16 protein-coding genes and 1 rRNA gene are annotated in these 18,154 nt (G+C 70.4%); 9 read left to right on the top strand and 8 right to left on the bottom strand.

Annotation, left to right across the window (positions count from 1 at the left end; all coding sequences use genetic code 11):
* Nucleotides 1-5 precede the first annotated feature (5 nt).
* Nucleotides 6-626 (bottom strand): DUF47 domain-containing protein, encoded by a 621-nt coding sequence (locus tag ACIRC0_RS26760; protein WP_055490603.1) that lies wholly within the window; start codon nt 624-626, stop codon nt 6-8.
* Between the two features lie 223 nt (nt 627-849).
* Here ACIRC0_RS26760 and ACIRC0_RS26755 point away from each other — a divergent pair, with 223 nt between their 5' ends.
* Entirely contained in the window at nt 850-1,206 is a 357-nt protein-coding gene (locus ACIRC0_RS26755) for a metal-sensitive transcriptional regulator (RefSeq protein ID WP_389003123.1), read from the top strand.
* 10 nt (nt 1,207-1,216) lie between these two features.
* On the opposite strand, the gene ACIRC0_RS26750 is transcribed toward ACIRC0_RS26755, so the two are convergent.
* Nucleotides 1,217-1,396 (bottom strand): hypothetical protein, encoded by a 180-nt coding sequence (locus ACIRC0_RS26750; RefSeq protein ID WP_366027261.1) that lies wholly within the window; start codon nt 1,394-1,396, stop codon nt 1,217-1,219.
* 153 nt (nt 1,397-1,549) lie between these two features.
* Complete coding sequence (locus tag ACIRC0_RS26745) at nt 1,550-2,392, bottom strand: hypothetical protein (RefSeq protein ID WP_403620413.1); 843 nt, start codon at nt 2,390-2,392, stop codon at nt 1,550-1,552.
* 423 nt (nt 2,393-2,815) lie between these two features.
* Here ACIRC0_RS26745 and ACIRC0_RS26740 point away from each other — a divergent pair, with 423 nt between their 5' ends.
* Nucleotides 2,816-4,348 (top strand): FAD-binding oxidoreductase, encoded by a 1,533-nt coding sequence (locus ACIRC0_RS26740; protein WP_403620410.1) that lies wholly within the window; start codon nt 2,816-2,818, stop codon nt 4,346-4,348.
* 22 nt (nt 4,349-4,370) lie between these two features.
* Here ACIRC0_RS26740 and ACIRC0_RS26735 read toward each other — a convergent pair whose 3' ends face one another.
* The 3 genes from ACIRC0_RS26735 to ACIRC0_RS26725 all read right to left on the bottom strand — a co-directional run bounded on the left by ACIRC0_RS26735 (nt 4,371) and on the right by ACIRC0_RS26725 (nt 7,594).
* On the bottom strand, nt 4,371-5,072 hold the full coding sequence (locus tag ACIRC0_RS26735; protein WP_403620407.1) for a phosphatase PAP2 family protein: 702 nt from the start codon (nt 5,070-5,072) through the stop codon (nt 4,371-4,373).
* 281 nt (nt 5,073-5,353) lie between these two features.
* Nucleotides 5,354-6,361 carry an NlpC/P60 family protein gene (locus ACIRC0_RS26730; protein ID WP_403620404.1) on the bottom strand — a complete coding sequence of 336 codons (1,008 nt, stop codon included), beginning with the start codon at nt 6,359-6,361 and terminating at the stop codon, nt 5,354-5,356.
* A gap of 477 nt (nt 6,362-6,838) precedes the next feature.
* On the bottom strand, nt 6,839-7,594 hold the full coding sequence (locus ACIRC0_RS26725; protein ID WP_403620401.1) for a trypsin-like serine peptidase: 756 nt from the start codon (nt 7,592-7,594) through the stop codon (nt 6,839-6,841).
* 470 nt (nt 7,595-8,064) lie between these two features.
* On the opposite strand from ACIRC0_RS26725, the gene ACIRC0_RS26720 reads away from it, so the two are divergent.
* From ACIRC0_RS26720 to ACIRC0_RS26690, 7 genes are all read left to right on the top strand, one after another.
* The gene (locus ACIRC0_RS26720) at nt 8,065-9,420 is read left to right on the top strand and encodes a peptidase S8 (RefSeq protein ID WP_403620398.1); all 1,356 of its coding nucleotides are present in this window, start codon (nt 8,065-8,067) and stop codon (nt 9,418-9,420) included.
* A 559-nt stretch (nt 9,421-9,979) separates the two neighbouring features.
* Entirely contained in the window at nt 9,980-10,288 is a 309-nt protein-coding gene (locus ACIRC0_RS26715) for a hypothetical protein (RefSeq protein ID WP_043441655.1), read from the top strand.
* A gap of 218 nt (nt 10,289-10,506) precedes the next feature.
* On the top strand, nt 10,507-11,343 hold the full coding sequence (locus ACIRC0_RS26710) for a hypothetical protein (RefSeq protein WP_403620394.1): 837 nt from the start codon (nt 10,507-10,509) through the stop codon (nt 11,341-11,343).
* Complete coding sequence (locus tag ACIRC0_RS26705; RefSeq protein ID WP_403620391.1) at nt 11,333-12,697, top strand: hypothetical protein; 1,365 nt, start codon at nt 11,333-11,335, stop codon at nt 12,695-12,697. Before ACIRC0_RS26710 ends, ACIRC0_RS26705 begins: the two co-directional genes overlap by 11 nt.
* Nucleotides 12,694-14,253, top strand: coding sequence for an SCO6880 family protein (locus ACIRC0_RS26700; RefSeq protein WP_403620388.1), 1,560 nt, complete (start codon nt 12,694-12,696; stop codon nt 14,251-14,253). The genes ACIRC0_RS26705 and ACIRC0_RS26700 overlap by 4 nt, the downstream gene beginning before the upstream one ends.
* Before the next feature lie 7 nt (nt 14,254-14,260).
* Nucleotides 14,261-15,685 carry an ATP-binding protein gene (locus ACIRC0_RS26695; protein WP_403620385.1) on the top strand — a complete coding sequence of 475 codons (1,425 nt, stop codon included), beginning with the start codon at nt 14,261-14,263 and terminating at the stop codon, nt 15,683-15,685.
* A 33-nt stretch (nt 15,686-15,718) separates the two neighbouring features.
* A complete protein-coding gene (locus tag ACIRC0_RS26690; RefSeq protein ID WP_403620382.1) occupies nt 15,719-17,374 on the top strand; it encodes a type IV secretory system conjugative DNA transfer family protein in 1,656 nt (551 codons plus the stop codon).
* Nucleotides 17,375-17,395: 21 nt separating this feature from the next.
* Here the strand turns inward: ACIRC0_RS26690 and ACIRC0_RS26685 are convergent, their stop codons facing one another.
* Both ACIRC0_RS26685 and rrf read right to left on the bottom strand, forming a co-directional pair.
* The gene (locus tag ACIRC0_RS26685) at nt 17,396-17,965 is read right to left on the bottom strand and encodes a GNAT family N-acetyltransferase (RefSeq protein ID WP_403620379.1); all 570 of its coding nucleotides are present in this window, start codon (nt 17,963-17,965) and stop codon (nt 17,396-17,398) included.
* 101 nt (nt 17,966-18,066) lie between these two features.
* Nucleotides 18,067-18,154: ribosomal RNA gene (rrf, locus tag ACIRC0_RS26680) — 5S ribosomal RNA — on the bottom strand; the annotation flags it as partial.

Below are 18,154 nucleotides of genomic sequence, written 5' to 3'. Positions count from 1 at the left end.
ACGCCTCAGGACTCCTTGACCGCGATGGTCTCCACGGTGTTGGCCACGTGCTCGAACGCGTCCGCGGCCTCCTCCAGCACGTCCACGATCTGCTTGAGCTTCAAGACCTCTATCGCGTCGTACTTGCCGTTGAACAGGTGGGCCAGCAGCTTGCGGTGGATCTGGTCCGCCTGGTTCTCCAGCCGGTTGACCTCGATCCAGTACTCCGTGAGGTTCTCCATCGTGCGGAGGTTCGGCATCGCCTCGGCCGTCAGCTCCGCCGCTCGCGCCAGCACCTCGATCTGCTGCTCGACGCCCTTCGGCAGTTCCTCGACGTTGTAGAGGACGACCAGGTCGACGGCCTCCTCCATGAAGTCCATGATGTCGTCGAGGGACGAGGCGAGGGAGTAGATGTCCTCACGGTCGAACGGCGTGATGAACGAGGAGTTCAGCTGGTGGAAGATCGCGTGCGTGGCGTCGTCACCGGCGTGTTCCGCGGCCCGCATACGCTCTGCGATCTCGGCCCGGGCGGAGGCGTCCGCCCCGAGCAGTTCCATGAGGAGTTTCGAGCCGGTGACGATGTTGTCCGCGGATGCGGCGAACATGTCGTAGAAGCTCGTCTCCCTGGGGGTCAGACGAAAGCGCACGTGGGGTCCTCAGGATGCTTCGGTTTCGGTCAGGCTGATGCTAAGGGCATCATCCGGCCACGGCTAAGGGGCCGTCCTCCAGTGTCACCCATCGGACAGTGTGGTCCTCACGGGGGCACTGCGGAGGTGGCCGGGCAGTGACCAAGAGCCGTATACCCAGCAAAGTTCGTTACCATATACCCGTGGGGGGTATATCTCCGCAGCGGGGCACGAGGAGGACGCGATGACGACGACCGAGGCCGGCGCGACAGCGCCCTCGGGGGGCACCGACGCCGTGGTGACCGATCACGACCGCGGCATCCACGGCTACCACAAGCAGAAGGACGAGCACCTCAAGCGGCTGCGCCGCATCGAGGGCCAGATCCGCGGCCTGCAGCGCATGGTCGAGGAGGACGTGTACTGCATCGACATACTCACGCAGGTCTCGGCCTCCACGAAGGCCCTGCAGTCCTTCGCGCTCCAGCTGCTCGAGGAGCATCTGCGCCACTGCGTCGCGGACGCCGCGCTCAAGGGCGGCGCGGAGATCGACGCGAAGGTGGAGGAGGCGACGAAGGCGATCGGCCGCCTGCTGCGGACCTGACGGCGGCGGCTCACTCGCCGGAGGCGTCCCGTTCCTCGGCCACCTTCAGCACCTCGTCGATGCTTTCCAGACTCAGCCGGTCCTCGTGCGCGGCCGAGGCCGCGATGATCAGGTCACCGCACAGTTCGATCTCGGCAAGGGCCACGTGGTCCTGAACTGCCGTACCGCCGACCGGAGCCACGTGCGTCACCTCTTTCTGCCGTCACCGGCTTCCTGGGGCCGGCTTCCTAGCGTAGGGAGCGGCCCCTGGGCGGCGCATGGCACGGACGGACCATTTCCGGCCCCCTCAACCGCGCCACTTCCGGCCACTCACCTGCGCCACGACCGGCCCCGCGCCCGCACCTCACTGTTCGGCGATCTTCCCGGCGAAGATGTCCCCGGACGCCGGCAGCCGTACGTCGGCCGGGGCCCCGAAGTCGTACAGCACCGTCGTCGAGGCCACCGCCACCGGCGTCTTCTGCCGCCCGCCCACGAAGCTGAACCGGTGGCGGACCTCGCGGATGCGCCCCTCGTCGTCGAGGTAGGCGTCGAACGGCACCTCGGCCGTGGCGAACCCTTTCGCCGCCGCCTGGAGCGCCTTCCTGTTCCCGGCGGACGCGTCGCGCGCCGCGAGCCCGATGTCGGCGACCCCGCGGTAGTGCCGCACCGGGGTCCCGCCGATCCGGGTCCTGCCGACGTACGTCGCCTTCCGCACCCCGCGCAGCAGCTCCGCGGCCGTGTACGGGTCGGTGGCGCCGCCGGTGACCAGGTTGCCGTCGGAGAGCGTGGTCGTGTCGACCCGCACCCACTTGTCGGCGGGCACCCCCGCGCCCCGGTTCTTCATGAAGAGGGCGCCCGGCGCGAGCAGTTCGGTGATGGGGCGGTGCTCGTCGGCGCCCGCCGGGTCCTGAGGAAGGGTCACCGTCAGCCGCCCGAGCCGGCCCCGGTAGTCGTAGACCCCCTCGCCGCGGATGGTGACCCGGGTGCCGCCGGTCGCCATCTCCATCGACGTACGGGCCTTGGAACTGCCCGCGCGCACCAGGGCGGCGGCCGCCTGGTGCAGCGCCTGGACGGCGCCCGGGCCGGAGCGCGCGTCCTCGGCGGCGGCCCCGTCGCCGGCACAGCCGGTGAGGGCGGGCGAGAAGACCAGGAGCCCCACCGTCGCGACGACCGCCGCACCGACCCGACCGCGCTGCCGCACCACCATCGCCTGCCTACCCCCAGCCGGTCCGTCCCGGTGCCCTCCTGTCGTTCCGGTTAACGACGGGTAGGAGGACCCGTCACGCGCCTCGGCAGTTCACTTGCCCTGGGTAACCTTGTGGGCGTGGAGCAGCAGGACTTCCCGACCGGCCCCGTGGAACACCGCACGACAACGGTCGAACAGGGCCGTTTCTGTGTGGCCCGGTGCAGTTGCGGCTGGCGGGGGCCGGCCCGCAGAGCCCGCAGCCTGGCGCGATCGGACGCGGAGGTGCACGAGGCCGGCTAGGGGGTGGTGCCCCCGAACTCCGGTTGCGCCGGTGGACATGCGCGCCCACACCGTCCTCATCCTGTAGCTGTTCTGTGGCACTTCCCTGCGCAACCCTCCGCGACGAGGCCCCGTCTCGTTCTGCGGAACCCAAGGGAGGCGCACATGCAACGGCGTACGTTCATCGGCGGGACCACCGCCGCGCTCGCGGCGACGGTCACCACCACCGCGTGCAGCGGAGGTGCTTCGGCCGGCATCGGCACGTCCCTGCGGACGGACAGCGCCGGCGCTCAGGCCCCCGCCCACTGGACGGACCTGGCCAGGGATCTGGACGGCACCCTGGTGCGCCCCGGCGACGGCGCCTGGTCCACCGCCCGCCAGCTGTACAACACCCGCTTCGACGGACTGAAGCCGGCGGCCGTCGCGTACGTGGCGCACACCGACGACATCCGCACCGCGCTGGCGTACGCGCGCGTGCACCGCGTCAAGGTCTCGATACGCAACGGCGGGCACTCCTACGCCGGTTGGTCCTCGGGGGACGGACGCCTGATCATCGACGTGGGCAAGCTGAACGCCATACGGGCGAGCGGCGGCGAGGCGGTCATCGGCGCGGGTTCCAAGCTGATCGACGTCTACCGCGCGCTCACCGCGAAGGGCGTGACGATACCCGCCGGTTCCTGCCCCACGGTCGGCGTCTCCGGCCTCGCTCTGGGCGGCGGCCACGGGGTGGTCTCGCGGGCGTACGGACTGACCTGCGACAGCCTCACCCAGGCGACCCTGGTGACGGCGGACGGCAAGCAGCTCGTCGCGAACGCCACTGAGAACAAGGACCTGTTCTGGGCCCTGCGCGGCGCGGGCAACGGCAACTTCGGCGTCGTCACCGAGCTCCGCTTCAGGACCCACCCGGCGCCGCAGGCCGTGTCGGCGTACCTGACCTGGCCCTGGTCCAAGGCCGCCGCCGTGCTCAGGGCCTGGCAGGAGTGGGGCCCCGGCCAGCCCGACGAGATCTGGTCCTCCTGCCACCTCGAGAACGGCGGCACGCCCACCGTCTCCGTCGCCGCCTTCTCGCTCGGGACCTACGGCGAGCTCCAGAACGCCGTCGACCGCCTGGCCGCCAAGGTCGGCGCCCCGGCGCGCAGCGTCTCGCTCCGGCGGCACTCCTACCAGGGCGCGATGGAGGCGTACGCGGGCTGCTCCTCCTTCCCCACAGCCGCCCAGTGCCACCTGCCTGGCTCGACACCGGGCCGTAGCCCGCAGGGCGCCCTCGGCCGGGAGACGTACGCGGCCCGCTCCGACTTCTTCGACCGCTCGATCCCGGCGGCCGGCATCCAGGCGCTCCTGCGGGAGATCGCCCAGGTGCGGGGCGGCGCGGGCAGCGTCGCCTTCATAGCGCTCGGCGGCGCGGTCAACCGGGTGGCTCCGACGGCGACGGCGTTCGTGCACCGCCGGTCGCGGATGCTGGCGCAGTACATCGCGAGCTGGCGAGCCGGCACCTCCGGGGCGACGGCGCAGTCCTGGCTGAATTCCGCGCACACGTCGATGCGCGGCTACGCGTCCGGGGCGGCGTACCAGAACTACACGGACCCGACCCTGTCGAACTGGCGGAAGGCGTACTACGGGGACGCGGCCACGCGTCTCGCCCAGCTGAAGCACCGGTACGACCCGGACGGCTTCTTCACCTTCCCGCAGTCGCTGTGATCGCGCCCGGACATGGGGAGCCCTACGCCGCCAGGTCCCTGTCCTGAGGGCAGGACGGCTCGCGCCGCGCCCCGGAGATCACGGTCTCCGCGGCGCGCCCCCCGCGGGCCCGGATCAGCCGGCCGGCGCGCGGTGAGCGTTCGACGGCCTTCATGACCGGGGTGAGCATCGCCGTGGCGAGCGGGGAGAGCAGCAGCGCGACGGCCGTGCCGAGGGCGAAGCCGCCGATGACGTCCGTCGGGTAGTGCACGCCCATGTAGACCCGGCAGAAGCCCTCCAGGAGGGCCAGGCCGAGACCGAGCAGCCCGAACTTCCGGTTCGCCACGAAGAGTCCGACGGCCATGGCCATGGTGAGCGTGGCGTGGTCGCTGACGAAGGAGTAGTCGGTCTTGCCGGTGACGAGGACGTCGAGCCCCTGGTGGTCGACGAACGGCCGGGGGCGCTCCACGAAGCCCCGGATCGGCACGTTCACCAGCACCGCGATACCGGCGGCCAGGGGCGCCCAGACGATCGCCGCCACGGAGGACGCCGCGTCCTCGCCGCCCCTGCGCCGCACGCTCGTCCAGCACCACAGGACGAGCAGCACCATGGCGAGCAGCAGACCCCACTCGCCGACGAACCCCATGACCCGGTCGAACCAGTGCGGCGCTTCCTTGGCCAGGCCATTGATGTCGTAGAGCAGATCGACGTCGGGGTTCGACCCTGACTCGGCCAGTCCAGCCATCGTGCGCGGCCCCTTCGTCGTCCGTCCCGTCCGCGGACACGCCGTGCGCGCGCCGCTGCACCACCCCCGTGGTCGTAGATCCGCTCCACGTCGAGCCGGCTGCCGTCCGTCAACGCCCTACGGGAGAAGGAACGCACAGTCCTGTTCCCCACGTTCCGCATTCCACCGAATGATCACGCAGACGTTATCGAAGAGAGACACGTCTTCGCAGCTCACGAGGGTGAGCGTGAGGGAAGGTTCCAGCCAGCGAGCACTCGCCCATGCGCCGTTCACATCCCGATTCACACCGTCGTGGGCAGCGCTTTCGCGCCATCCTCGGTGACACGCGTCGCCCCGAAGTAGTCGGAGTTGTCGATCGGGTCGAAACGGATCACGGCACCGGTTCTCGGCGCATCGATCATGTAGCCGCCGCCGACGTAGATCCCGACGTGGTGGATGGCGCGGGAATTGGTCGGGTCGTGCGAGAAGAAGACCAGATCGCCGGGGAGCAGCTCATCGCGGCTCGGGTGCGGTCCGGCGTTGTACTGGTCGTTGGCGACGCGCGGCAGCGTGATGCCGACGCTCGCGTACGCGGCCTTGGTCAGGCCGGAGCAGTCGAAGCGTCCGCCCTCCTCCGGAGTGCCGTCGCCGCCCCACAGGTAGGGGGTGCCGAGCTTCTGCTGCGCGTAGTTGATCGCGCCGGCCGCCTGCTTGGAGGGGTCGAGCCGCTGGACGGGCGCGGCGAAGCTCTTCGCCAGGGTGGTGATGGTCCTGACGTAGTTCTGGGTCTCCTTGTACGGCGGCACGCCTCCGTACCGGATCACCGCGTACGCCCCCGCGTTGTACGCGGCGAGCATGTTCTCCGTCGGGTTGCCGGGCTCGTCCTTGACGTAGGAGGCGAGCTTGCAGTCGTAGGAGGCGGCCGACGGGATCGCGTCGCGCGGATCCCATACGTCGGCCTTGCCGTCGCCGTTGCCGTCGATACCGTGGATGGCCCAGGTGCCGGGGATGAACTGCGCTATGCCTTCGGCCTTCGCGGGGCTCTTGGCGTTCGGGTTGAAGCCGCTCTCCTGGTAGAGCTGGGCGGCCAGCAGCGCGGGGTTGATGGCGCTGCACAGGTTGCCCCACTTCTGCACGATGGCGGAGTACGCGGCGGGGACGGCGTTCTTGGCGAGGGCGACGGATCCCCCGCCGATGCCGTTCGCGAGGTTCCCGGCGACCGTGTAGACCCCGACGACGAGCAGCATCACGAAGCTCAGCGCGGCACCGACGGCTACGGTCGCCCAGATCCACGCCTTACGCACCGTCAACCGCCCCTCGCCGCCCGGGAGTACGCCGAGGGTCAGTGTAGGGGCGCAAGCTGTCCGACGGACCTGAAAAGCCCTGGCCGGACGACGTGGACCGTAGAGGATCGGCCACCGGGGAAGGGGCGGGGGTCCCAACCGCCGGATGGCGGCGGTGGCGCTTACCGCCGGACGGCGGCGGCTGTCCTGCCCGACTGGGCGCGGTGGCGCTCCGCGCCTGACGGCGCAGTTGTCCTTCGCGCCGGGCGGCGGCTGTTGTCCTTCGCGCCGGGCGGCGGCTGTTGCCCTACGCACCGGGCGCGGCAGTAGTGCTCCGCGCCGGATGTGGCGGTGCTGCCACCCGCTGGGCGCGGCGGAGATGCTGCCCGCTGGATGCGGCGATGGTCCTCCCCGCCGGGCGGCGGCAGTTGTCCTACGCGCCGGGCGCGGGAGTGGTGCTCCGAACGCGGCGGTAGTGCACCACCCGCGGGCGCGGCGACCGTCCTACGCGCCGGACGCGGCCCGGTACAGATCCGCGGCCTCGCGTCCGAGGACGACGCTGTAGGACACGTCCGGGGTCGAACCGCCCTGTTCGTGTCCGCCGAGGACGCCCACGACCTCGCCGTAGCCGTTCACCCAGGGGCTGCCGCTCGTGCCGCTGGTGAAGCTCGGGCAGTCGATGCGCTGCTGGGTGCGGCTGTGGGCCGTCGGCCTGTTGGTGCAGGTGATCGGGGATTCCTGGGAGTCGGGGTAACCGGTCACGGTGACGGCGGTGGCGCCGGTCTCGTGCCCGGTGACGAACCTGTTGCTCCCCACGATGCTCTCGACCTCGACGCCGCCGATGGACTCCACGGTGGCGAAGGCCACGTCGCTGTCCTCGTCCTGCCCACCGCTCCAGCGGTCACCGACGAAGGTCTTGGTCACCTTCCACACACCGTAGGGCGCCTTGCCGTCCCGGTAGCCCGGGGCGAACCAGAGCGTGCCGCTGCCCGCGCAGTGCGCGGCGGTCACGATCAGGTTGCCGCGCTTGCTGTGCACGACGGAGGCGGTGCAGAAGTGACCGCCCTCCAGCCCGCCGGACGCGCCGAACAGCGCGCCGATGCGAGAGCTGGCCCGGCTGGCCGGCGCCTCCATGGTCACGCCCAGCGGTCCGGGACCGCCGGCGGCCGCCGCCACGGAGGAGGACGTGACAGCCAGCAGCACGACGGTGCCGAAGAACGCGTGCCGGCGGTTGCCAGGGGGGCGTCTGATGCGGTTCATCACGTCTTACTGTGGCCCAGAAAGGTGAGAAAAACTCTTTGAGCACCCTGAAATTCCTCTATGAGGTCTCATTCCCGCAGCTCAGCGGGGGCATTCGGCCCACAAGGACTTCCTCCCCCGATCGCCGCGCGCACGTGCGATGAACGCCAGTTCGAAACGAGCTCCCTCACCCCGCCCCGCAGGCGGATGCGCGTAGACCCGCCCCACGCAGCGTCCCCGCGCAGCGTCCTCGACACCCTCCCTGTGAACCCCGTCAAGCCGGCGCCACGCCCCCGCCATCCCCCGGCCATCGACCGGTAAGGCGGGCACCTCGGTTCGGCAATGCGGAAGTCAGGAATTCCGGAGCCTCTTGTTTGTCGCGTACTCAACAAGTCAGGGTCGTCCCGGGCCGCCGCCTCGTCGCCGGGGACACCGAACCGGCGACGCACCCGCACGCACTTCCCTGTCAAACCGACTCAGGAGAACGCACGTTGCGTACGACACCCCCCAACCGACCGGCCCGGCCCGGCAGGTGGCGCCGTATGGGCTCGGCCGCCGTCGCCACCGCCGCCCTCGTGTTCGCCGGCCTCGGCACCGCCGCCCACGCGGACGCGGCCGCCTCTGCGACAACCTCGTCCGCGAAATCCTCCTCCGCCACGTCCGCCTCGTCCAAGGTGACGTGGACCCGTTCCTGCGCCCTGCCCAAGAAGAAGGGCGAGATGGCCTGCAACGCCCTGCGCGTCACCGGCGGCATCACGGCCTTCCAGCGGCAGCAGGCCAAGGAGGAGGGCATCACGCCCCAGGCCGTCTCCCCGAAGGCCGCCTCCGACTCCCCCACCGGCTACGGCCCCGGCGACCTCCAGTCGGCCTACGGCCTGACCGATGCCGCCGCCGGCAACGGCTCCGGCGAGACCATCGCGATCGTCGACGCGTACGACGACCCGAACGCCGAGTCCGACCTCGCCCAGTACCGCTCCTACTACGGCCTCCCCGACTGCACCTCCGACAACGGCTGCTTCACCAAGGTCAGCCAGACCGGCTCCACCAGCTCCCTCCCCTCCGCAGACAGCGGCTGGGCCGGTGAGATATCCCTCGACCTCGACATGGCCTCCGCCGTCTGCCCGAACTGCAACATCCTGCTCGTCGAGGCCAAGTCCGCCTCGATGTCCAACCTGGGCACCGCCGTCAACGAGGCCGTCAAGCTCGGCGCCAAGTTCGTCTCCAACAGCTACGGCGGCTCCGAGTCCTCCTCCGACTCGACGTACGACTCCTCGTACTTCAAGCACCCGGGCGTCGCGATCACCGTGAGCGCGGGCGACGAGGGGTACGGCGCCGAGTACCCGGCCGCCTCCAGGTACGTCACCGCCGTCGGCGGCACCCGGCTCTCCACCGCCTCCAACAGCCGCGGCTGGAGCGAGAGCGTGTGGAACACCAGCAGCACCGAGGGCACCGGCTCGGGCTGCTCCGCGTACGACGCCAAGCCGTCCTGGCAGACCGACTCCGGCTGCTCCAAGCGCATGGTCGCCGACGTCTCGGCCGTCGCCGACCCCGCCACCGGCGTCTCGGTCTACGACACCTACGGCGACGGCACCGGCTGGGTGACCTACGGCGGCACCAGCGCCTCGGCGCCCATCATCGCCGGGGCCTACGCCCTGGCCGGCACCCCGGGCAGCACCGACTACCCGGCCGCGTACCCCTACGCCGCGGCCGGCACGTCCGCCCTCAACGACGTCACCAGCGGCAGCAACGGCTCCTGCTCCACCAGCTACTTCTGCACGGCCCGTTCCGGCTACGACGGCCCGACCGGCTGGGGCACCCCGGAGGGGATCGACGCCTTCACCCGCTGATCCCCTTCCCCCGCACATGACGGACGCCGTCAGAAAGTAAGTGGGGACTTACCGACGGCACCCTCCGGGAGACGGGCCGCGGCAACCAGCCGCGGCCCGTCGCCGTGCGCGCTCCCCGCACGTCCCGTGCTTCGGCGCACATCCGTGCGATCTGACATGCCGCCACCCGACGCATACGCGCCCCCCGTTCAGGGATAGCCTTCCGCTCGTACGGGTGACACCCGTACGCCACGGGCTGGCCGGTCGACCGGCGCCAGGGGGCAACCAGGCCCTCAGGGCGCAGAAGAAGTTAACGACGGAACCACACACCAGGTTCCGCTGCGACTTCATTGCCCGGCGTGACCTGCCGTGATACACACAGTGACCATACGCCCCTTCACACACCGGTCCACGCCCCTCGCGAGGGTCCCACGCGGGCCGGACGCAAGGGACACGTACGAAACCCGCCAATCAATGACGCCAAGTCGACATACGACAGCGGCATTGTCGGCGAGAATGGCCCTGACCCCTGCGACGGTGGCAGGGGGTACGGAACAACCCAACAGGGGCGGTGACTTACATGCATCTCGCGGCCGCAAAAGGCGACATCAACACGATCATCGGCGGTATCGCCCCAGACTGGGGACCGTTCGGCAGCCTGGGCAACGAGGCTCGCGTGATGGTCGAGGTGGTGATGGCCGTCGCCATCCTGCTCTGCCTGGCGATCGCGATCTGGGGCGCGGCCAAACAGCGCATCGGCGCGACCGCCCTGCGCGACACGTTCAGCGCCGAGCAGGGCAAGGGCCTCATCATCGCGGGTCTGACCGGGGTCTTCATCATCGGCTCGCTGGGCACACTGTTCACGATCGTGTACGGCATGGCCGTGTAGGCCCGGCCCCGGACCGCCGGGCCCACCTGGCGCACCGTCAGTCCCCGGCCGGGCGCGCCAGCAGCCCCTCCGACCCATTCGTCCGTCGCGCCCACCGGCTGAGGTTGCGTTTCCCTGATGTCGAGTCACCACACCGCGCCCGCGCGGCAACCAGCACGGCTACCGTCGTACTTCTACGCGGTTCGAAGCGGCCAACAGCTGAAGGGGGCGTGCGCGGCGTGAGTCTCGGTGACGGTGCCTCCGGCGGGGGCGACACGGAGTACGGCGGAGTCGGGCAGACCCGCACCCGGCTGCCGGGCGGCCGGAGCGGTGACGTGTACGGGGGTGCCCGGCGGGGCCGGTCCTCGTCCCGGAGCCTGGTCACGGTGGTCGGCGTGGTCGTCCTCCTGATCGCAGCGATCGCCTTCGCGAACCGCGGGGACGGGGGTTCGTCATCGGCGGACGGCAACGAGACCAAAGCGGGCCCGGCCCCCACGGCGGCTTCGGGGGCACGACCGGTGCAGTCGAAGACCGGGGGGATTCCTTCGGGCTTCGCGCATGATCAGCAGGGGGCGGAGTCGGCTGCGGCGAATTACTCGGTCGCGCTGGGTTCCACCGGGATGTTCCAGAGGGAGAGCCGACACAGCATCGTCAACGCCCTCTACACTGCGGCCGCTGCAAGCAAGCTTCAGGGGCCGATGGACCAGGCCTACTCCGCGAGCTTCCTCAACAAGCTGGGGCTGGACGCCAACGGCAACGCTCCGCAGGGCAGCACATTCGTCTCACGTACGGTCCCGGTAGGCACCAAGGTCGAGCAGTACAGCGGCAACTCCGCGAAGGTCTCGGTCTGGTACATGGGCCTCATCGGCATGTCCGGTCAGGGGTCAACCGATCCGGTCAGCACCACGTGGAAGACGTGGACCTTCGAGCTGCAGTGGTCCAACGGTGACTGGAAGATCGTCAATGACTCCCAGACGGACGGCCCCGCACCGGTTCCCGGTGACGACAAGGCAGCCACGTCCGACGAGATCAGCAAGGCCGTCGAGCAGTACGGAGGGTTCACTTATGCCCGGTAACCCGCGGCGCGTACTCAAGCTCACGGCCGCTGTAGCCGCCGTTCAAGCCACGGCCGTCGTACTGGCCACGCGTGCCTTCGCGGCACCGTCGCCCACACCGTCCGTCACGCCGTCACCGACGGGCTCGGCCACTCCGTCGCCCTCCGGGTCGAACGACCCGTGCGACCTGCTGATCGGCCCCGCGAAGGAGTACTGCCAGAAAAACAACGCCGGCAGCTCCAGCGGCGGCAACTCCCTCACCCCCGACAACCCCCTCGACCCCCTCTCCTCCCTCGCAAAAGGCTGCGCCAAAGCCGCCTCCTGGACCATCGACAAGCTCAGTGAGGCCGTGAAGGAGACCGCGAGCGTCGACTTCACGAACCAGAAGTTCCTCCAGCAGTACGCCATCGTCTTCGCGGCCTCAGCCATCCTGACCCTCGTCCTGTGGCTGCTGGCCGTGGCCAAGCGGGCCGTGCGCGGTGTTCCGCTCGGCACCGCCGTCAGCGAAGCCGTCGGCTTCCTCTGGCTCACGGTGCTGGCCTCCGCCTTCACCCCGCTGATCCTCTACACCGTCGTCTCGGCGACCGACGCCGTCAGTGACGTCCTGGCCAAGGCCACCGGCGACCAGACGACCACGTTCTTCGGCACGTTCTCCGGCGCCCTCAACAAGGGCACCGACATCGGCGGCGGCCCGATCATGCTGATCATCGTCTCGCTGGTGTCGATCCTCGCCGCCGGCGTCCTCTACCTGGAGCTGTTCCTGCGGGCCGTCCTCCTCTACGTCGGCGCCCTGCTCGGCGTCGTCGTCTACTCCGGACTCGTCGACAAGAACCTCTGGGGCCACGTCCGCCGCTGGGCGGGCATCATGATCGCGGTCATCCTGGTCAAGCCGGTCATCGTCATCGTGCTCGGCCTCGCAGGCGCCCTCGCCGGCGAAGGCGGCCCGGACTCGCTCGCCGCCGTGGTCTCCGGTCTCGCCATCATCCTGCTCGCCATCTTCTCGAGCGCCATGATCTACCGGTTCGTGCCCGGTTTCGGCGACGAGATCGTCAACTCCCGCAACAACCGCATCATGCAGGGCGCCGAGCGCAAGGCCGCCGCCGTCATCAGCTCCCCGGCGACCCTCGTCGCCCAGGGCATCAAGACGCACAGCACCCGCGCCGACAGCAACAGCGGCGCGGCCGCGGGCGCCACCCAGCCGCCCCGCCCCGCCAACCCGGCCTCCGGCGGTGTGGCCGCGCACAGCACCCGTACCCCGGGCGGCGGCGGAGCCGTCCCCTCCGCGCCCCCGCCACGGACCAGCCCGGCCCAGACCCCGCACGCCAGCAGCACCCGCAACAGCAGTACCAACCGCACGGGAGGTGAAGGGCGTTGACGACCGAGTCCCACGTGTCCCATCCGGTCACGCCCCGCCGTACATATCTGATCGGCCGCGCCCGGCCGAACGCGATCATCGGCCGCAACCGCGAGACCGGTGAGATCGCGCTGATCATCGCGGGCGCGTTCCTCGGCATGATGTGCGGGCTCCTCGTCCCCGTCCTGTCCCTGCGCATCGTGCTGCTGATGGGCTTCCCGCTGCTCGCGCTGGCCGCCGTGTACGTGCCGTACAAGCACCGCACGTTCTACAAGTGGTTCGAGATCAACCGCAGTTACAAGCGGACGCTCCGCCGGGGTGCGGCCTACCGGTCCGGGGTCATGGAGGCCGGCACCCGGCTCGACGGGCGCGAGGTCGAGATCGGGCCGCCCCCGGGCATCGGCCGCATCACCTGGCTCGCCGCCCCCTTCGGACCCGACGAGATCGCCGTCCTCCTGCACGCCGACCGCAGGACGGTCACCGCCGCGATCGAGATCGAGGGCCCCGGCGTCGGCCTGCGCGACAGCGAGGACCAGGAGGCCCTCGTCGACCGCTTCGGCACGCTGCTGAAGCACGTCGCGAACGGCGACGGCTTCGTCACCCGCCTCCAGATGCTGGCCCGCACCCTGCCCGCCGACCCCGACGCGCACGCCAAGGACGTCTCCCAGCGCGGCGACGAGCGCTCGCCGACATGGCTGCGGCAGTCCTACGACCAGCTGCTGTCCATGGTGTCCACCAGCAGCGAGCAGCACCGCGCCTACCTCGTCGCCTGCATGCACTACACCCGGGAGCTCGCCGCCGAGGCCCAGGCCATGGCACGCGCCGCCCGGCCGCAGGGCGGCAGGAAGGTCGACCGGGACGCCGGGCTCGCGGTGGTGATGGCCCGCGAGCTGACCGACATCTGCTCCCGGCTCCAGGAGGCCGACATCCGTGTCCGGCAGCCGCTGGGACAGGGACGGCTCGCCTCCCTCATCCACTCCATGTACGACCCGGACCACCCCATCGACCACATCCAGGCGATGACCAGGCGCAACGCCTGGCCCGCCGAGCTCGACGCCACGGAGCCCACCTACCTGCAGGCCAAGACCCGCGAGTCCTCCACCCGCGCGCCCTGGTGCCACGCCACCGCGTGGGTCAAGGAGTGGCCGATGACCCCGGTCGGCGTGAACTTCCTCGCGCCCCTCCTCGTGCACACCCCGGACGTCATCCGCACCGTCGCCGTCACGATGGACCTCGAACCCACCGAGATCGCCATCGAGCGCATGCTCACCGAGAAGACCAACGACGAGGCGGAGGCGAGCCGCGCCGCCAAGATGAACCGCACCGTCGACCCCCGTGACATCGCCGCCCATTCCCGCCTCGACCAGCGCGGCGAGGACCTCGCGAGCGGCGCCGCGGGCGTCAACCTGGTCGGGTACATCACCGTCTCCTCCCGTTCCCCGGAAGCCCTGGCCCGCGACAAGCGGACCATCCGTGCCTCGGCAGGCAAGTCGTATCTGAAGCTGGAGTGGTGCGACCGCGAGCACCACCGGGCCTTCGTGAACACGCTCCCCTTCGCCACCGGCATTCGGAGGTAAGGCCCTGATGCGGGATCCGCTGTCCGTCCTGACCGACGCCTTCACGTCCTTCCTCTTCGGCAAGGTCGAGACGACCCGGCTGCCCGTCCGCACCTCCACGGGCCAGGCCCAGGCCGTCTACCTGCCGACGGCCGCACCCGGCCTCGGCGACTCCGGCGTCATCATCGGCCGTGAGGTCTACTCCGGGAAGGGGTACATCTACGACCCCTTCCAGCTGTACGGCCAGCAGCTCCCGGCGCCGCACTGGCTCGTCCTCGGCGAGTCCGGCAACGGCAAGTCGGCGCTGGAGAAGACGTACGTCCTGCGCCAGCTCAGGTTCCGCGACCGGCAGGTCGTCGTCCTGGACGCGCAGGGCGAGGACGGCGTCGGCGAGTGGAACCTCATCGCCGAGGAGCTGGGGATAACCCCCATCCGGCTCGACCCGATGGCCGCCCTGGACCACGGCATCCGGCTCAACCCGCTCGACCCCGCGATCACCACGACCGGGCAGCTGGCCCTGCTGCGCACGATCGTCGAGGTCGCGATGGGCCACGGCCTGGACGAACGGTCCGGCTTCGCCCTGAAGGTCGCGCACGCGTACGTCAACGAGACCATCGTCGAACGCCAGCCCGTGCTCAGCGACATCGTCGAACAGCTACGGCACCCCGAGCCCGAGTCGGCGGAGGCGATGAACGTCGCCCTGGACGACGTACGAGCCTGGGGCCTGGACGTGGCCCTCGTCCTGGACCGCCTGGTCGACGGTGACCTCCGCGGCATGTTCGACGGCCCCACCACGGTCGGCATCGACCTCGACGCCCCGCTGATCGTGTTCGACCTGTCCCACATCGACCGCAACTCCATCGCCATGCCGATCCTGATGGCGATCGTCGGTGTGTGGCTGGAGCACACCTGGATCCGCCCCGACCGGAAGAAGCGCATCTTCCTGGTCGAGGAGGCCTGGCACATCATCAACAGCCCGTTCGTCGCCCAGCTGTTCCAGCGGCTGCTGAAGTTCGGCCGGCGCCTCGGCCTGTCCTTCGTGGCCGTGGTCCACCACCTGAGCGACGTGGTGGACGGAGCGGCGGCCAAGGAGGCGGCGGCGATCCTGAAAATGGCGTCGACCAGGACCATCTACGCCCAGAAGGCCGACGAGGCACGGGCGACGGGCCGGGTCCTCGGCCTGCCGCGCTGGGCGGTGGAGATCATCCCGACGCTCACACCCGGTATCGCGGTGTGGGACGTCAACGGCAACGTACAGGTCGTCAAGCACCTCGTCACGGAGATGGAACGGCCGCTGGTCTTCACCGACCGCGCGATGACGGAGTCGTCGAGCGACCGCCTGGCGGACGACGCGCTGCGCGCCGCGGAACTCGAGGCGGAGGAACGCGCGGCGGCGTTCGTCGAACACCGACTGAGCGATCTGGACGGCTCGTCCGAGACCACGGTGGCGTAGGGACATGGGCGACATGGGGTTCTTGGAGTCCCGATGAGACCAGGCACGGAGCGACAGGAGCGGCGGCAGGACGGCCAGGGCGGCATCCCCGACGGGCTGTTGGTGGGCCTGCTCGCCTTCCTGCTCGGCGTGACGCTGATGGTGTGGTCTGCCACGGGCCTCGCGGGCTGGTTCACCCAGGGCGCGTGGCCGCACGGCGTACGGATCAGCAGCACCCCGGTGGCCATGCGCCACCTGATCACCGAGCCACACGACATCACGGGCGCGTGGCCGGACACACCACCGGACCAGCTTTCCGGATACGGGCTGTTCTGGGGCCTGTTCATAGGGGAACTGATGGTGCTGTTCGTGCTGACGGTCTTCGCGATCGGCACGGTGGCACGGTGGAAGGCCGTACGGGTCCGCAGGAAGGCGGAGGCTGCGGCCGGTGGGCCGCACGTGGACGTGGCCGTGGGACCGCGCGGAGAGACCGCCGGGAGACCCCACGGGGACCTGGTCGTGGGACCGCGCGGAGAGACGGCCTGGAGACCGCAGGGGGCGGTGCCCGACGTGGCGGCCGGTTCGCTCACCGCCGCCGCCCCGGACTCGGCCCCCTACCCTGCTGCGCCCCCGGCCGCCGCACCCCTCCCCGAGCACCTCGGTGCGCGACAGCCCACGCCGGCCACCGGCCCTGTTCCCGTCACGGCAGGTGTCGAACAGGCCCTGCCCGTAGTCCCCGCGCTCGCGGCCCCCGGCACCCCTGCTCCCACCCCTGGCACCGGGAGGACGCCCTCCGTCGTCCTCGGCGGCCCTGACGTCCGTCGTCCCGTCGCCACCCAGGCCGTGCACGACGCGGAGGGGCCCGCGCTCGTCATCACCTCCAGCCCCGCCCTGTGGGCCGAGACCAAGGACGCCCGCGCCAAGCTGGGACCCGTCCTCCTCTACGACCCCTCCCACCTGTGCGACACCCCGGCCCGGCTGCACTGGTCGCCGTCCGCCGGCTGCGAGGACAAGGCGACCGCCGCTGCACGCGCTGTGGCGCTGCTCGCCCCCGTCCGCCCCACGGCCCGCATCGACCAGGCGGTGGCCGATGTGGCGGAAACGCTCCTGCGGAGCTATCTGCACGCCGCCGCCATAGAGGGCCGCACCATCCGGCACCTCCACCGCTGGGCCCAGGGCACACAGGTCCAGGAGGCCGTACGCGCCCTGCGGACGAACCCCAAGGCGTCGTCCGGCACGGCAGGCGAACTGGAGGCCGCGCTCACCTCGCACCCCGAACGCAGGGACATGGCACAGGAACTGACCGCCCGCGCACTGTCCTCGCTCTTCACGGTCAATATCCGCGAGGCATGCACACCCAACCGAAATGACAGCCTCGCCTTGGATTCCTTCGTCAACGAAGGGGGCACACTTTATGTGGTCGGTGAATCCATCGAGGACCCCCGCCAGCACCCCGGCGCCATGCCGCTGCTGACGGCCCTCGCCTCCAGCGTGGTCGAGCGCGGCCGCCGCATGGCCGAACGGTCATCCTCCGGTCGCCTCGACCCACCACTCACCCTGGTCCTGGACGACGTGGCAGCGGTGGCCCCGCTGCCCCAGCTCCCGGATCTCCTGACGACGGGAGCGGGCCAGGGCCTGCCGACCTTGGCCCTCCTCCGCTCCAGGGAACAGGCCCGCAGCCGCTGGCCCCAGTACGAACTGCCCGTATAGCCGTCCCCGGCCAGGCCCCGCCTACGGCCGCTCGATCGCCATCTCCAGTTCCTGCTCCTCGCCACCGACCGCGGACACCGGCACGGTGACCCCGGTCGGCGCAAACCCCATCTTCCGATAGAACGCCTGGGCACGACCGTTGTCCTCGTGGACGATCAGCCGTACCCGCTCCACGCCACGGCTCCAGGCCCACTCCAGGGCCTCGTCGAACAGCACCTCGGTCAGCCCGCACCCGCGGTGCTCGGGCCGTACGTACACGCCGACGACATGCCCCTGCCGCCGGTCGACCGGAAACCCCGCCCAGTCCTTGGTGCCGGCCTCCTCCAGCAACACGGTGACGGTACCGACCCACTCGCCGTCCGGTCCCTGCGCGACGAACTGGTGCACGTCGGACGCCCCTTCGGCCCCCCTGGCCGCTCGCTCCTGCCAGAAGGAGTCGGGCTTGGCCGAGGCCTCGTCGTACGTCTCCAGGAAGGCGAGGTGCGCCACGGGATCCTGGAGCGCCAGGAGCCGCAGCGCCTTGGCAGCGGGCCACTCCTCGGCGCGTATGGCACGAACGACGTACGTCTCAGCGATCTCGGGACTGCTCATGGGGGCAACCGTACGTCACCCCTCGCCGGCCCCGCCGCGAGACGCGAAAAAGCCCCAACTCACCGGGACATACCCGGGAGTTGGGGCTCTTTCTAAGAATTGTTCGGCGGTGTCCTACTCTCCCACAGGGTCCCCCCTGCAGTACCATCGGCGCTGTAAGGCTTAGCTTCCGGGTTCGGAATGTAACCG

Source organism: Streptomyces sp. NPDC093984 (assembly GCF_044764595.1).
Lineage (GTDB): Bacteria > Actinomycetota > Actinomycetes > Streptomycetales > Streptomycetaceae > Streptomyces > Streptomyces cynarae.
The sequence above is the reverse complement of the archived record's forward strand: the minus strand, read 5'-3'. Positions and strand labels throughout refer to the sequence as shown.

Coding starts and splice junctions, on each gene's coding strand:
- ACIRC0_RS26735 (WP_403620407.1), bottom strand. CDS start 5,072: ATGGCTGGACTGGCCGAGTCAGGGTCGAACCCCGACGTCGATCTGCTC.
- ACIRC0_RS26695 (WP_403620385.1), top strand. CDS start 14,261: ATGCGGGATCCGCTGTCCGTCCTGACCGACGCCTTCACGTCCTTCCTC.
- ACIRC0_RS26745 (WP_403620413.1), bottom strand. CDS start 2,392: ATGGTGGTGCGGCAGCGCGGTCGGGTCGGTGCGGCGGTCGTCGCGACG.
- ACIRC0_RS26690 (WP_403620382.1), top strand. CDS start 15,719: ATGAGACCAGGCACGGAGCGACAGGAGCGGCGGCAGGACGGCCAGGGC.
- ACIRC0_RS26725 (WP_403620401.1), bottom strand. CDS start 7,594: ATGAACCGCATCAGACGCCCCCCTGGCAACCGCCGGCACGCGTTCTTC.
- ACIRC0_RS26755 (WP_389003123.1), top strand. CDS start 850: ATGACGACGACCGAGGCCGGCGCGACAGCGCCCTCGGGGGGCACCGAC.
- ACIRC0_RS26715 (WP_043441655.1), top strand. CDS start 9,980: ATGCATCTCGCGGCCGCAAAAGGCGACATCAACACGATCATCGGCGGT.
- ACIRC0_RS26705 (WP_403620391.1), top strand. CDS start 11,333: ATGCCCGGTAACCCGCGGCGCGTACTCAAGCTCACGGCCGCTGTAGCC.
- ACIRC0_RS26740 (WP_403620410.1), top strand. CDS start 2,816: ATGCAACGGCGTACGTTCATCGGCGGGACCACCGCCGCGCTCGCGGCG.
- ACIRC0_RS26685 (WP_403620379.1), bottom strand. CDS start 17,965: ATGAGCAGTCCCGAGATCGCTGAGACGTACGTCGTTCGTGCCATACGC.